The organism is Streptomyces sp. KMM 9044 (assembly GCF_024701375.2).
Taxonomy (GTDB): domain Bacteria; phylum Actinomycetota; class Actinomycetes; order Streptomycetales; family Streptomycetaceae; genus Streptomyces.
The window spans coordinates 1,415,506-1,428,911 of the sequence record NZ_CP113910.1 but is presented as its reverse complement, the minus strand read 5'-3'; the positions used below and the strand labels follow the sequence as shown (position 1 = coordinate 1,428,911).

At 68.5% G+C, this 13,406-nt stretch carries 14 protein-coding genes and 2 pseudogenes; 9 read left to right on the top strand and 7 right to left on the bottom strand.

What is annotated here, in order from left to right; translation table 11 throughout:
- Positions 1-123 precede the first annotated feature (123 nt).
- Both HUV60_RS06400 and HUV60_RS06395 read left to right on the top strand, forming a co-directional pair.
- Complete coding sequence (locus tag HUV60_RS06400) at positions 124-531, top strand: transposase (protein WP_269441144.1); 408 nt, start codon at positions 124-126, stop codon at positions 529-531.
- Positions 532-674: 143 nt separating this feature from the next.
- Positions 675-1,742 carry an IS3 family transposase gene (locus HUV60_RS06395; protein WP_269441143.1) on the top strand — a complete coding sequence of 356 codons (1,068 nt, stop codon included), beginning with the start codon at positions 675-677 and terminating at the stop codon, positions 1,740-1,742.
- A 183-nt stretch (positions 1,743-1,925) separates the two neighbouring features.
- Here HUV60_RS06395 and HUV60_RS06390 read toward each other — a convergent pair whose 3' ends face one another.
- From HUV60_RS06390 to HUV60_RS06380, 3 genes are all read right to left on the bottom strand, one after another.
- A complete protein-coding gene (locus HUV60_RS06390) occupies positions 1,926-2,972 on the bottom strand; it encodes a hypothetical protein (RefSeq protein ID WP_257853882.1) in 1,047 nt (348 codons plus the stop codon).
- Positions 2,969-3,484, bottom strand: coding sequence for a hypothetical protein (locus HUV60_RS06385; RefSeq protein WP_257853880.1), 516 nt, complete (start codon positions 3,482-3,484; stop codon positions 2,969-2,971). The genes HUV60_RS06390 and HUV60_RS06385 overlap by 4 nt, the downstream gene beginning before the upstream one ends.
- Positions 3,485-3,574: 90 nt before the next feature.
- On the bottom strand, positions 3,575-3,916 hold the full coding sequence (locus HUV60_RS06380) for an NUDIX domain-containing protein (RefSeq protein ID WP_443047501.1): 342 nt from the start codon (positions 3,914-3,916) through the stop codon (positions 3,575-3,577).
- 227 nt (positions 3,917-4,143) lie between these two features.
- Here HUV60_RS06380 and HUV60_RS06375 point away from each other — a divergent pair, with 227 nt between their 5' ends.
- Genes HUV60_RS06375 through HUV60_RS06365 form a run of 3 tightly spaced genes read left to right on the top strand, consistent with a single transcriptional unit; the run spans position 4,144 to position 6,521 of the window.
- Positions 4,144-4,953, top strand: coding sequence for an ABC transporter ATP-binding protein (locus tag HUV60_RS06375; RefSeq protein WP_257853995.1), 810 nt, complete (start codon positions 4,144-4,146; stop codon positions 4,951-4,953).
- Positions 4,950-5,711: an ABC transporter permease gene (locus HUV60_RS06370; protein ID WP_257853878.1), complete on the top strand. Its 762-nt coding sequence runs from the start codon at positions 4,950-4,952 to the stop codon at positions 5,709-5,711. Before HUV60_RS06375 ends, HUV60_RS06370 begins: the two co-directional genes overlap by 4 nt.
- 15 nt (positions 5,712-5,726) lie before the next feature.
- Positions 5,727-6,521, top strand: coding sequence for a MerR family transcriptional regulator (locus tag HUV60_RS06365; RefSeq protein ID WP_257853877.1), 795 nt, complete (start codon positions 5,727-5,729; stop codon positions 6,519-6,521).
- Positions 6,522-6,589: 68 nt separating this feature from the next.
- On the opposite strand, the gene HUV60_RS06360 is transcribed toward HUV60_RS06365, so the two are convergent.
- A complete protein-coding gene (locus tag HUV60_RS06360) occupies positions 6,590-7,864 on the bottom strand; it encodes a hypothetical protein (protein WP_257853875.1) in 1,275 nt (424 codons plus the stop codon).
- Positions 7,865-8,119: 255 nt separating this feature from the next.
- Between HUV60_RS06360 and HUV60_RS06355 the strand changes: the two genes are divergently transcribed.
- Positions 8,120-8,500: a hypothetical protein gene (locus HUV60_RS06355; RefSeq protein WP_257853874.1), complete on the top strand. Its 381-nt coding sequence runs from the start codon at positions 8,120-8,122 to the stop codon at positions 8,498-8,500.
- Positions 8,501-8,884: 384 nt separating this feature from the next.
- Here the strand turns inward: HUV60_RS06355 and HUV60_RS06350 are convergent, their stop codons facing one another.
- Positions 8,885-9,160, bottom strand: coding sequence for a helix-turn-helix domain-containing protein (locus tag HUV60_RS06350; protein WP_257853871.1), 276 nt, complete (start codon positions 9,158-9,160; stop codon positions 8,885-8,887).
- Between the two features lie 161 nt (positions 9,161-9,321).
- Between HUV60_RS06350 and HUV60_RS06345 the strand changes: the two are divergent.
- From HUV60_RS06345 to HUV60_RS06335, 3 genes and pseudogenes are all read left to right on the top strand, one after another.
- Positions 9,322-10,023: pseudogene (locus tag HUV60_RS06345) on the top strand (transposase family protein); the annotation flags it as partial.
- Between the two features lie 90 nt (positions 10,024-10,113).
- Positions 10,114-10,283: pseudogene (locus HUV60_RS06340) on the top strand (IS5/IS1182 family transposase); the annotation flags it as partial.
- Positions 10,284-10,661: 378 nt separating this feature from the next.
- A complete protein-coding gene (locus HUV60_RS06335; RefSeq protein ID WP_257853869.1) occupies positions 10,662-11,336 on the top strand; it encodes a tyrosine-type recombinase/integrase in 675 nt (224 codons plus the stop codon).
- Positions 11,337-11,460: 124 nt separating this feature from the next.
- On the opposite strand, the gene HUV60_RS06330 is transcribed toward HUV60_RS06335, so the two are convergent.
- Together HUV60_RS06330 and HUV60_RS06325 are read right to left on the bottom strand one after the other, a co-directional pair.
- Positions 11,461-12,990, bottom strand: coding sequence for a UDP-N-acetylglucosamine 1-carboxyvinyltransferase (locus tag HUV60_RS06330; protein WP_257853868.1), 1,530 nt, complete (start codon positions 12,988-12,990; stop codon positions 11,461-11,463).
- A 75-nt stretch (positions 12,991-13,065) separates the two neighbouring features.
- Positions 13,066-13,272 (bottom strand): DUF4236 domain-containing protein, encoded by a 207-nt coding sequence (locus HUV60_RS06325; protein WP_257853867.1) that lies wholly within the window; start codon positions 13,270-13,272, stop codon positions 13,066-13,068.
- Positions 13,273-13,406 lie beyond the last annotated feature (134 nt).

Sequence of the window (13,406 nt, the reverse complement as noted above, 5' to 3'; positions counted from 1 at the left end):
CGTGGCTTCCTTATCGTTCGCGCCGGGGCAGGAACGGGGTGACTGCCCTCTCTGTCATTCTTGGGCGGGTCAGGCATACTGGATGATTCGATGTATTGAGGGTGGAGAAGGAGTAGTGCCCAAGTGGCCGGCATCAACGACCACGGGACCCCTGATCCGCAGGTAGAGCCCCGTTCAGCCGGTCCGCGCCGGTATTCCGCGGAGTACAAGGCGAGGATCCTCGCCGAGTACGAGACACTCGACAAGAAGGGCAAGGGAGCCCTGCTGCGCCGGGAGGGTTTGTACTCGTCGCTGATCGCGAACTGGCGGGAGCAGCGGGACGCGGGCGCGAAGGCCGCGCTCGCCGCGCCGGCGGGGCGGCCGAAGGCCGATCCGCGGGACAAGGAGATCGTCCGCCTGGAGGCGAAGGTCGCCCGGCTGGAGAACGAGCTGGGCAAGGCCCAGACGGTGATCGAGGTCCAGTCAAGACTCTCGGCACTGCTGGACCAGTTCGCCACTGGCGGTGCGACGAGCACGGGCGAGACGAAGTAGCCATCTCCAGCGAGGAGTTGGACCCGGCGGCAGGCGCCGGAGTGGCGGTCGGCCAAGATCCTGCCGGAGCCGGAGCCGGAGCCGGAGCCGGAGCCGGAGCCGGAGCCGGAGCCGGAGCCGGAGCCGGAGCCGGAGCCGAGGAGGTGCGGGCCGAGGAGGTGCGGGCCGGTTTCGAGCGGGCCAGGGTTGCGGCGTTGGAGGAGCTGGCAGGTGTGGTCGGCCGGGTGCGGGCATGTGCCGCGCTCGGGGTGAGTCGGGCGACGTACTACCGGCATCATCGCCGGTCCCCGGCGCCGGTGCGGCCGCGTGCCGAGCGTCGGCCGCACCCGCGTTCGCTGTCGGCGGCCGAGCGGGAGGAGGTGCTTGACGTGCTGCACAGTGAGGAGTTCGCGGACATGGCGCCCGGCGAGATCTACGCGGTCCTGCTGGACAGGGGCACCTATCTGTGCTCGGAGTCGACGATGTACCGGCTGCTGCGCGGGCACGGCGAGGTCCGCGAACGGCGCCGGCAGGCAACCCACCCGCCGCGCAAGAAACCGGAGTTGGTCGCCGAGGGCCCGAACAGGGTCTGGTCGTGGGACATATCGAAGCTGAAGGGTCCGGTCAAGGGCAGCTACTACTGCCTCTACACGATCGTGGACATCTACAGCCGCTACACGGTGGGCTGGATGCTCGCCGGTCACGAGAACAAGGAGCTGGCCGAGCAGTTCCTGTCCTCCAGCATCGCCAAGTACACCATCGGAGAAGGGCAGTTGACGATCCACTCCGACCGCGGCTCGCCCATGGTCGCCGAGAACGTCGCACAGATGATGTCCAACCTCGGCGTCACCAAGTCGCACTCGCGCCCGAAAACCTCGAACGACAATCCCTTCAGCGAGAGCCAGTACAAAACCCTCAAATACCGCCATAACTATCCGGACCGGTTCGGGTGCATCGAGGACGCCCGCGCCTGGTGCGAAGACTTCTTCGACTGGTACAACCTGGCGCCCCGACACTCGGGGATCGGCATGCACACGCCTTTCGACGTCCACTTCGGTCTCGCCGACCAGCTCCGCGAGATGCGTGCCGACGTCCTGGCCTCCGTCTACGACCGGCACCCCGAACGCTTCGTCCGCAAGGCCCCCGAACCCCCGAAACTCCCCGGCACCGTCTGGATCAACAAGCCGACCGACCCGCGTCACCCCGACGCAGAGATCCCAGCTCAGGGATAGCCGCAAAATCCTGACTCACCAAAATTGACAGGCTCCGGCCGTTGGTGAACGCGTGTCAGCACCATAGCCCGGAGTCGCCTGTACCGACCGACTCAAGCTCGTGGTCCGCCTTGACTGGTAAGCCCTCATGGCACATATGCCACCCGCCCCGAGGTACCGCTTACACAGCTGGTCACTGACCGCCTATACACAAGGGCCGGGGTGTCGTAAGAAGACGCCGTGGGCGTGGACAGCGCGCGGGATGCGCGGGATGAGGACCGCTGGGTCGTCGCCCGGGTAGAGGTGGAGGTTGCGCCAGCCGTGGGTCCGGGCCATGTACGCGGCGGCGGCATCGATGATGTCGGCCCACCGCTGGTGTCGGGACCAGGAAGCCGACCGGGTAGAGGTCATCGTCGGCGCCCCCGTCGATTCCGGCGACGAACAGGCCCTGGTGGGCGATGAACCCGTGGTCGGCTGTGCCGTCAGCACAGGGCGTCCAGACCTGTTCGGCGGGGTGCACGGTGCCGTCGTCGCCCTCGCTGGTCTTGATCTCGTACAGGGCCGGTGCGGACACGCGCTCACCCCCGCGACGGCGGCGTCCAGGAGCGCCACGGCGTCGGCCTCGTACGGGTCGGCGAACAGCTGGTGGTCGCTGACGTCGAACGGTGCGTACCGCGCGGAGACGCGGCAGTCGGGCACGAGGGTGGTATCGCGTCCGTCCAGCGCGGCGGTGAGCCGGTCGTAGTCCTGCTGGGCGTGCCGGGTCTGGGTGTACGGGCCGACGCGCAGCAGGGTGTAGCCGTCGCGGCTGTCGTCGCGGTTGCGGGCCTCGATGTAGAGGGCGTAGTGCGCGGGTTCCATGCCGGTGTCGTCGGGCAGGGGCAGGTCGGCGGCGGCGTGGGTGAGCATCGCGTAGCCGGGCTGCCAGAAGCCGAGGATCGCGTTGGTCTGGCAGCGGAGCCAGCCGCGGTCGGTGTAGCCGAGCTGGCGGCCGTGGAGGTAGGCGTCGGCGTGCGGGGTGGCGGGGTGGACCAGGGCGACGGCGATCATGTCGGGGCCGTGGTCGTCGCCGGGCCGGGTGTGGGCGCGTTCCACGAAGGGCCCGATCCGCACGGCGATGTCCTGTGCGTGGCCGGGCGTCCAGGGCTGCGGGTTGCGTAGGGCGGTGAGCATCGCGCGGAACCGGTCGACGACGGCCTGGTCCTCGGGTGTGAGGGTGCCGGGGCCGCAGCGGCGGAAGCGACGGATCATCGGGTGGTCTCCTGCTCGAAGGTGGGGCGGCTGCTCGTGGGGCGCAGGTAGCGGGCGGCGGCGTTGACGAAGTCGTCGTGGGCGGTCTTCGCGGCCTCGCGGGCGGAGGTCAGGTCCTCGGTTGTGGCGTACGCGTCCCGGATCGCGTAGGTCAGCGTGATCATGCGATCGGCGGCGGCGCGCACGGCCTGGTCCTCGATGAGGACGCGCAGGGCGACCAGGGGGCGGGTGACGGCACTGCGGGTCATGTGGCTCTGGCTGCGCAGGGCCTCGATCCGGTCGGTGCCGGCGCCCTTGAGGATGGCGTCGCCGCGCATCCACATCGCCGTGCGGTGGTCGCTGGCGGCGCAGGCGAGGGCGGAGACGGCTTCCAGGCGGTCGCGGCGGATCGCTTCGCCGTGGGTGGCGCGCACCTGCCGTTCGGCGGCGCGTTCCTGGAATCGGCCGGACACGATCGCGCCCAAGAGGGTGGCGACGACGGCGAGGCCGGCGGTGACGACGGTGGCTAACACGCGACGGCTCCTCGGCGAAGGGGGAACAGGAAGCGCCGCGCCCGGCCGTCTGGTCCGGGGCGCGGCGCTGTGGTGTCTCGTGCTGGTGCGTCAGGAGGCCGTGGCTGCACGGAGGACGTCGGCGTGGTCGAACGCCAGGCGCTCCGGCAGGTGGTCCAGGGGCCACCAGCGGGCGGTGCGGGCGTCGTCTCCGGCGACGATCTGGGTGCCGGCCGGGACGACGGCCGCGTACGCGACGGTGACGTACCGGCCGCGCGGGTCGCGGTCGGGCGCGTCCCAGACGCCGATCGGGCGCAGGCTGTCGGTGGTGACGTGGACGCCGGTCTCCTCAGCGAGCTCTCGGGCCGCGGCCGCGAGGCTCGTCTCGCCGGGGTCGACGTGCCCGCCGGGCGAAGCAGGCGGGTTCGTCGATTTCTGGCCGGTGAGTCGCAGGAACCGACGCGTGGGTGGTTCACCGACAGCTATGAGTATGGCGGGTTCGCGGCCGAACGAGCTCGGGGCGAGCGGCCCGTCATCGCTGCAGTGTGTCTGGCCGGTCGGCGATCTGAGTGCCGTGGTCGGAACGGGCTTGACCTTGACGCTGGGTCAACCCTCCATCCTTCCGGGAGGAGCTTTCCGCGTAGTCGCCTGGAACAGCTCCGCGAAGGAGGCAGATGACCATGACAGCCCAATCGATCGCCGGTCCGGCGATTCGCGTGCAAGGTCTCAAGAAGTCGTACGGGAAGCTCGAAGTGCTGCGCGGTGTGGACTTCGACGTGGCGTCGGGCAGCATCTTCGCCCTGCTCGGCTCCAATGGGGCGGGCAAGACCACGACCGTGAGGATCCTCGCCACGCTCCTGAAGGCCGACGCGGGGGCGGCGAGCGTCAATGGCTTCGATGTCGCCACGCAAGCGGCGAATGTGCGGGAGTCCATCAGTCTCACCGGACAGTTCGCGGCCGTAGACGAGATCCTCAGCGGTCGGGAGAACCTCGCCCTGGTCGCCAGGCTGCGCCACATCAAGGACCCCGGCGCGACCGCGGATGACCTGCTGAGGCGTTTCTCCCTGAGCGAGGCGGGTGCGCGGCGAGTGTCCACGTATTCGGGTGGGATGCGCCGCCGACTGGACATCGCGATGAGCCTCATCGGGAATTCGCCGGTGATTTTCCTGGATGAGCCGACGGCCGGTCTTGACCCCGAGGCGCGCATCGAGGTGTGGGATGCGGTCAAGGAACTCGCCGGCCACGGAACGACGGTGCTGCTCACCACACAGTATCTGGACGAGGCAGAGCAGCTGGCCGACCGGATCGCGATCCTCCACCAGGGGCGGATCATCGTCAACGGCACCCTCACCGAGCTCAAGCAGCTCTTCCCACCCGCCAAGGTCGAGTACGTCGAGAAGCAGCCGACTCTGGAGGAAATCTTCCTCGCAGTCATCGGCGGCAGCGACAAGAGCGACGTCACTGGCACGACAACTGGGGGACGAGGATGACCACGTACTTCTTCAACGACACTGCCGCACTCACGGGGCGGACCCTACGCCACGTCACACGCAGCATGGACACCATCATCACGACCGCCATCACGCCGGTCGCCATGATGCTGATGTTCGTCTACGTGTTCGGCGGCGCCATCGACACCGGGTCGGTTCCGTACGTGAACTACATGCTGCCCGGCATCCTGCTTATGACCATCGCCTCAGGCATCTCCTACACCGCGTATCGGCTGTTCACCGATGTGAAGAGCGGGATCTTCGAACGATTCCAGTCCATGCCGATCGCGCGGTCGGGTGTGCTGTGGGCCCACGTCGTCACCTCTTTGGTCGCCAATCTGATCGCGCTCGTGCTCGTCGTGGGCGTCGCTGTGCTTATGGGCTTCCGCTCAGGGGCAGGCGTGTCGGCATGGCTCGCGGTCACCGGCATCCTGCTCCTGTTCACCCTGGCGCTGACCTGGCTCGCCGTGATCCCCGGGCTCTCCGCGTCGTCGGTCGAGGGCGCTGGCGCGTTCGCCTACCCCCTCATCTTCCTGCCGTTCGTCAGTTCGGCGTTCGTGCCCACAAAGACGATGCCCGGCCCTGTGCGCTGGTTCGCCGAACATCAGCCGGTGACGTCGATCGTCAACACGATCCGCAACCTGTTCGCCCAGCAGCCGGTCGGCGACGACATCTGGACCGCCCTCGCGTGGTGTCTCGGCATCCTCGTCGTGGCGTACATCTTCGCGATGGCCGCCTATCGCCGGAAGATCGCCTGAGGCAGGCTGAGACCCATGCTCACCATCAGCCAGCTCGCGGCGTACGCCGGGGTGACGGTGCGGGCGGTACGTCACTACCACCGGATCGGGTTGCTGCCGGAGCCCGAGCGCGACCGGTCCGGATACCGGACCTACGACGCTGTCGCGGTCGTGCGACTGATCCGGATCCGCACCCTCGCAGACGCCGGCGTGCCGCTGGCCCGGGTGCAGGAACTCCTTGACGCCGGCCCGGAGGAGTTCGCCGGCGGCGTCCAGGAGATCGACAAGGCCCTGCGTGCCGAGATCCGGCGGCTGCAGGACTCCCGCAGCCGACTCGCCAGGCTCGCCGCCGGAGAGCACCTGGCGCTCCCGCAGAGCGTCGTGGACTACCTTGACCGGCTGCGCGGTCTCGGCGTTGAGGAACGGTACATCGAGATGGAACGGGACGCCTGGATCATGATCGCCGCACAGGTGCCGCATTCGATCGACTCCGTGATCGCCAAGAAGCACGAGGAGCTGGACGACCCCGACATGGTGAAGCTCTACGGCCTTCTCAGCGGGGCACTCGACTGGTCGGCCGACGACCCGCGGGTCGTCGAGGTCGCCGACATCATGGAGCGCTTGATGGTTCGCGCTGTAGAGGCTGGCGAGGTGGGTGCCGATGACGGCATCGACGATCAGTTTGTCGACCTGCTGGACTCAACCATGGTCGAGTCCTCACCGCACGCCGCGCGGCTGTTGGCGATCCTGGAGGAGCGGGGCTGGAGGGGATGGACCCGCATCGAGCGAGTGCCTGCCGAGAGACTCAACACTGAGCTGCCGCCATCGTGAAGGCAGGTCAGGGTCCTGGAGTGACGCTATTTGGGGGTGCAGGTGCTTCCCGGGGGCGGCCGTCTGCCTCAGCGAGGAACAGGGCCGGCGCGGTGGGGGTGGGCAGCGTGGATGTACTTCATGGCAGTGGTGATGGAGATTCCGAAGACACGGACGAGGTGGACGGGATCTTCGGTCTCGCGGGCCTCGTCCAGGATTCTGTCGGCGCGAACTGCGCGCAGAGTCAGACCGGCGGGCTCGAAACGCCTGTAGACGTAGTCCGCGGAGACAGGATCGGTCACGCTGGCGGTCTGTTGAGTGACCAGGAGGTGCGCGTTGACGGTGCGTGGCCAACGCTGATGGCGGTAGCGGAGCCAGGCATGCAGTAGGGCATCCGTGGTGTTGTCGAGGTGGACGACGTGACGGCCGTGGGGGCGGCGGATCAGAAGTTGCCGTCGGGTGAGTAGCACGTCGGAGAGGACGAGGTCGCGCAGGTCGGTGCCGCTTGTTGCGTGGAGGGCGACCAGGGTGAGAACCAGACGGGTGGCCGGGTTGGAGCTGGTCTCCAAGAGCCCGGCCAGCCGGTCGGGGGTCAGAGTTGTGGGCAACAGTTCCTGACGGGTTATGCGAACGCCGCGGGTGGGGTCGGCGAAGACGAGCTTGGTGTGTTTCAGGGCTCGAAAGAGCGACCGGATCGCCACAGCACGCTCGTGGGCGCGTGGGCCTTTGACCGCGGTGACAGCGGCTGTGACGTCAGCCTTGGTCACCTGACGCAAGGTGGTGTAGCGGGTGGTCCAGTCAGCGAGTGGCGCGGCCAGGTAGATGAGGTAGCGGCGCAGAGTGGCGTAGTCGGTGACGCGGTGGTGGGGCCTGCTGGCGCCACGCAAGACCCCGACCCACGTGCCGAGTTCGTCGCTGATTCGTGGAGGGAAGGCGGCGATGGTGCGCTGGACGAAAGCCTCGTGGCGGTTGCGCCGCGGCGGCGAGGTGACGAGCTGTTCGCGTTGGTCCAGGAAGGCGACGAGCCCGCGGATGCGACCCTTGCCGCCGAACACGCGGTGCATCACCCGAATATCTTCCTCGCGGAAGACGGTGTCGGCGCCCAGCCAGGTGGCGGCCACTCGTAGAACCCGAGCCATCGGCTCGTGGACTTTCTGGTTCCAGCGGTTCTCGGTGGTGTATCGGGCGAAGTCCGCCAGCAGGGCCTTCACCGGCGGTAGCGGGGCTGGCAGCAGGGCTCCGGCCAGCGGGCGCCAGTCCCGCTCGATCTCGAAGATCGTCGCCTGACCTTCAAGTACGGCTGGCGGACTGAGCTCTGGGCGATCCGCGCGGAGCTTGCGACGGGCCGCGCTGCCGTTCGCCAAGGACGGTCCGGCAAAACGTAGTTGTCGCCAGGTAGAGGCGTCGGTGTCAGGACCCAGGCGAAGGCGCTGTCGAGTGCAGTCGCGGCATCGACCGTTCCGAAGAGGAAGCGGCCCGGCGCCACACCGACCGCAGCATCCTTGCTGGTCAGCGTATACACGACGCCAGTTCCTACAGGCGTCGCACACTTGGTTTCGGCCCCACGAAAGGCAGTGATGGCAACTTCGTGGCTCAGATTGGGGGCGCGCCCGCTGGGCGTGCGGCAGCAGGACCACCTCGCGGTCCAGGCCGGGGGCAAGCCAGCCGACTTTGTTCAGGACCCGGGTGACTCCGACGGGCCGGTGAGGCAGGGCGTCAAGGATCGCGGCGTCGACCAGCTCCTGGCCGGCCGCGTCGCGTGCCGCCAGCGCAAGGGCCAACATGTTCATGGCACTGACGCGCCAGGCACGCCCGAGGCAGTGCTCGGCCTGCAATTGACCGACCAGCGGTTTGAGTCGGATCAGATCGTCTTGGAATCGGCTGCGAATCGCGATGGCGTGGCGCTCCAGCAGCCGGTACGGCGCAGGGAACAGGGCCACCTGTCCACGCGCTGCGGCGGACAGATCCGCTCGTCGTCCACGGCGAGGGCGGGGCGCTGAGCGCGTGCCCAGCCAGGTGCGTGGTAGCGGCCGTCAGTCTGCAGGCGGTAGGTACCGGTGGGCAGAGCAGGCCGGCGGACGGAAGCGGGCAGGCAGAACGCGAGCTGGGTCCATGTCGGCTGCTCTGCGGCCTGTGCGGGTTCGAAGTACCAGGCCGCGTCGTACTCGGTGACAGCTACGACGCACGCCCGGCAGAAGCCTTCGTCGTTGATGCGCCACAGTCGCTTGCACCGTCTGCACTCGCCCTCCGAGTGGTTCCGTTTGGAGCGCCATTGGTGGCAGGGGGAGCAGAACGGTGACTGGACCCGCAGCCCCCAGCCGAGGCAGCCGGTGCACTGCCCCAGCGAGGGCAGGCGCTTAGGGCGCTTTCGTATTGGGGCCACCTCAGTTCGGTGGGAGTGACCTGGGCCGCCCCGCCCCGGTGGACCGGCGTGGCACCGGCCTGGGCGGCTCGCCCGCAGCCGTCGCGAGCCCCTCGTCCTGGGCCACCGGCGTCTTCCCGGCCACAGGTTCGGCGACGAGCAGGTCCGCGACCGTGCACTGAAGAGCAGCGCAGATCAGGTCCAGGTCGTCCAACCGCACCGTTACCGGTGTGCCCGACCAGAGCGCGGAGACCTTCGACACCGACGGAGTGAAGCCGACTTCATTGAACACGGGCATCAGGTCACTGAGGTCTTCTCGGCAACGTGACGGTTGCAGTGCGTGACCGCGTGCGGGGTGAGCCGGACCGCGTCGAGTGCCCCGCTGTCAGATATGGGTGAAGCCCCTGGTAGGAACAGGTCTGCGAAAATCAAGTTCCGTACGGCCAGAGGCTTCACACGTTGACCAGTATCACCTACACCGCCGTGCTCGATGTCGGCAGGGAGACCGCCGAGACCCTGGCCCGGCTCCTGCGCGAGCACCGCGACCGGCTCGGCACCCGCAAGAACACCCGCGCCCTGGGCGTCTTCAAGCAGGGGATCCTCGTCCTGCGGTGGTTCGTCGACGGAACCCGGCTGGCCCAACTCGCCCGGGACAGCCGGATCTCGGTGCCGACCGCCTACCGCTATCTCCACGAGGGGCTGACCGTGCTCGCCGACCACGCCCCGGACCTGGCCACCGCACTGGAGCGGGCGGCGGCCGCCGGGTACACCCACCTCAACCTGGACGGCACTGTCATCCGCACCGACCGCGTCGCCGCCCCCGGTCCCAACGGGGCAGATCTCTGGTGGTCCGGGAAGCACAAGCATCATGGCGGGAATGTGCAGGTCATCTCCGCCCCGGACGGCTGGCCGCTCTGGGTGTCCCCGGTCCGCCCCGGCCGCGAGCACGACACCACCTGCGCGCGCACCCACAACCTGATCGGCGCGCTGAACCGGCTCGCCGCCACTCTGGACATCCCGACTCTGACCGATCTCGGCTACGAGAACGCCGGCGACGGCTTCCGCCACCCGGCCAAGAAGCCGCAGGGCGGCGAACTCGACCTCGAACAGCAGACGTTCAACAAGGTGATCCGTGGCATCCACGGCGTCGCCGAGCGCGCGAATGCCGACTCTGTTGCTCAATTGCGGAGAGTGACGCCGGCCCGTCGACGGGGCGCGTGGAACGGGCCTCGCGAGGAGGCGGTCCGGCCCCTCTCGGATGCGGTGCGTGACCATCCCTCGAATTGAGCAGCAGAGTCAATGCCCTGCTCAAAGTCACGTTCAAGGCTCTGCGCCGGGTCAGCCTCGACCCTGGCAGCATCACCCGGATCGCCCGAGCCGCCCTCGTCCTGCTCCAGATGGAACACGGCCGCACCACCTGAACGAAGATCACAAACCGTCACGAGACGTTACCGAGAAGGGTTCACTATGTCTCGGCCCACTGGTGGCCCACCCAGAGCGGTGACCCGTCCACTCTGGAGCGCATCGAACAGCGGGTACGTCGGCACATCGTCCCCCACCTCGGCGCGCTGCCGCTCAACAGCGTCGGAACGGAAGCGCTGCGGAGCTGGAAGAAGCGGTTGGAGAAGGACCTCGGTCCTACCTCCATCCGGCTCGTCTGGGCGACGCTGTCCGGCATCCTGCAAGCGGCCGTCGAAGACCGCCGGCTCGCACGCAACCCCTGCCGCGCCAGTACGGTCCGACCTCCGGCAGCCGCTCCCGGGCGGGTCGAAGCGTGGCCGCCAGATCGAGTGCTTGCGGTGCGTGCCGCTCTGCCGGAGCGCTACCGAGTCCTCATCGAGATCGGTGCGGGACTCGGGCTCCGGCAAGGAGAGGCGTTCGGCCTGGCCAGGGAGGACATCGACTTCGATCAAGACGTCGTCCGGATCCGACGGCAGGTCAAGATGGTGCGGACGAAGCTGTGCTTCGCACTTCCCAAGGGGCGCAAGGTGCGTGACGTGCCCTTGCCTCCCAGCGTGGCCAAGGCCCTGTGGCGGCACATCGACCTCTTCACGCCCGTGCCGGTCACCATGCCGTGGGACGACCCGAGCCCTCCGCAGACACCGGTGGAAGCCAAGCATCGCCGGCCGAGGACGCACAACCTCCTGGTGGCCGGACGCGAGCGGAAGGCGATCAACCGGAACTACTTCAACTCCTACGTCTGGAAGCCCGCTCTGGCCGAGGCCGGCGTGATCGCCTCGCTGGAGGAGAACGCTCCGGACGGAGCCCGCGTGTGGGAGCCTTCGCGAGAGCACGGCTACCACGCCCTGCGTCACTTCTACGCCTCCGAGCAGTTGGAGGCCGGTGAGTCGGTCGTCTCCTTGGCTCGGTGGCTCGGCCACTCGGATCCCGGGTTCACGCTCCGGAAGTACGCCCACTTCCTGCCCCGCGCGGGCGCACGTGGCAGCGCCGCCATAGACGCCGTTTTCGGGTAGCTCCCAAGCGACTGGGAACAGCCCGGCCCCGGCCCAAAGTCCCAGAGAAGTCCCAGAGGCGCCGCCGCACCCCTTCCAGACCCGCATTCGCGCAGGTCACATAGGGTGCGGCGGCAGCCGTTGCTCAGATGTCCCGGAAGATCTCGATCTGCGCCCCCACCGAGTTGAGGCGCTCGGCCAGATCCTCGTAACCGCGGTTGATGACGTAGACGTTGCGGAGGACGGACGTACCTTCGGCGGCCATCATCGCCAGCAGGACGACCACGGCGGGGCGCAGGGCCGGGGGGCACATCATCTCGGCGGCGCGCCAGCGGGTGGGGCCCTCCACCAGGACGCGGTGGGGGTCCAGGAGTTGGAGGCGCCCGCCGAGGCGGTTGAGGTCGGTCAGGTAGATGGCGCGGTTGTCGTAGACCCAGTCGTGGATCAAGGTCTGGCCCTGCGCCACCGCCGCGATCGCCGCGAAGAACGGGACGTTGTCGATGTTCAGGCCGGGGAACGGCATCGGGTGGATCTTGTCGATCGGCGCCTCCAGCTTGGAGGGCCGGACCGTGAGGTCGACCAGCCGGGTGCGGCCGTTGTCCGCGACGTACTCGGGGGTGCGGTCGTGGTCGAGGCCCATCTCCTCCAGGACCGCGAGCTCGATCTCCAGGAACTCGATCGGCACCCGGCGCACCGTCAGCTCGGACTCGGTGACGACGGCCGCGGCGAGCAGGCTCATCGCCTCTACCGGGTCCTCGGAGGGGGAGTAGTCCACGTCGACGTCGATGGTCTCCATGCCGTGCACGGTGAGCGTGGTGGTGCCGATGCCCTCGACCCTGACGCCCAGGGCCTCCAGGAAGAAGCACAGGTCCTGGACCATGTAGTTGGACGAGGCGTTGCGGACGACGGTCACGCCGTCGTGCCGGGCGGCGGCCAGCAGCGCGTTCTCGGTGACCGTGTCCCCGCGCTCGGTCAGCACGATCGGCCGGCCGGGGCTGACGGAACGGTCCACCACCGCGTGGTACTGGCCCTCGGTCGCGGCGATCTCCAGGCCGAACCGGCGCAGCGCGATCATGTGCGGCTCGACGGTACGTGTACCGAGGTCGCAGCCGCCGGCGTACGGCAGCATGAAGCGGTCCGTGCGGTGCAGCAGCGGGCCGAGGAACATGATGATGGAGCGGGTGCGGCGGGCCGCGTCCGCATCGATGGAGTCGAGGTCCAGCGTGGCGGGCGGCACGATCTCCAGGTCGACGCCCTCGTTGATCCACCGCGTGCGGACGCCGATCGAGCCCAGCACCTCCAGGAGGCGGTACACCTCCTCGATGCGGGCGACGCGGCGCAGCACCGTGCGGCCCTTGTTGAGCAGGGAGGCGCACAGCAGTGCCACGCACGCGTTCTTGCTCGTCTTCACATCGATGGCGCCCGACAGGCGGCGGCCGCCGACGACCCGCAGGTGCATCGGACCGGAGTAGCCCAGGGAGACGATCTCGCTGTCGAGCGCCTCACCGATGCGGGCGATCATCTCAAGGCTGATGTTCTGGTTGCCGCGTTCGATACGGTTGACGGCGCTCTGGCTGGTGGCGAGTGCCTCCGCCAGCTGTGCCTGTGTCCAGCCGCGGTGTTGCCGGGCGTCACGGATGAGCTTGCCGATGCGTACGAGGTAGTCGTCTGACATGGGACTTAGGTTATCTCAGATATGAGATGGCGCCTCCCGAGGGTCTCGCTGCTGGGCCGTTCGGGTGATGTGGAGTCAGTGCCGCCTGCCGCGTCGGGTGCTGCGCGTGCGCCGCCATCCGAAAGGCCCGGGCAGATCCATCGATGTCGTGCGACGTCCGGTGCTGCTCGTGGTGTGGCGCGGCCCGCGCCCGCCGCCGGTGGTGACGGACCAGGAGCGCTTGTTGATGTTGAGGCGCACCCCCGGAAAGATCCTGAAGCTCTTGCGGAACGTGAGCGGCACCCCTGTCTCCCTCACTGGGTTCGTGGCGTCGGGTGTACGACGCCCCTCCCCGTGCGCATACCCCGTCCGGGCCCGGTGACGACGGGCTGCGGGTACTGCGGGGGAGTGTGCGGGGGTGGGCCGTTCCGGTCGGT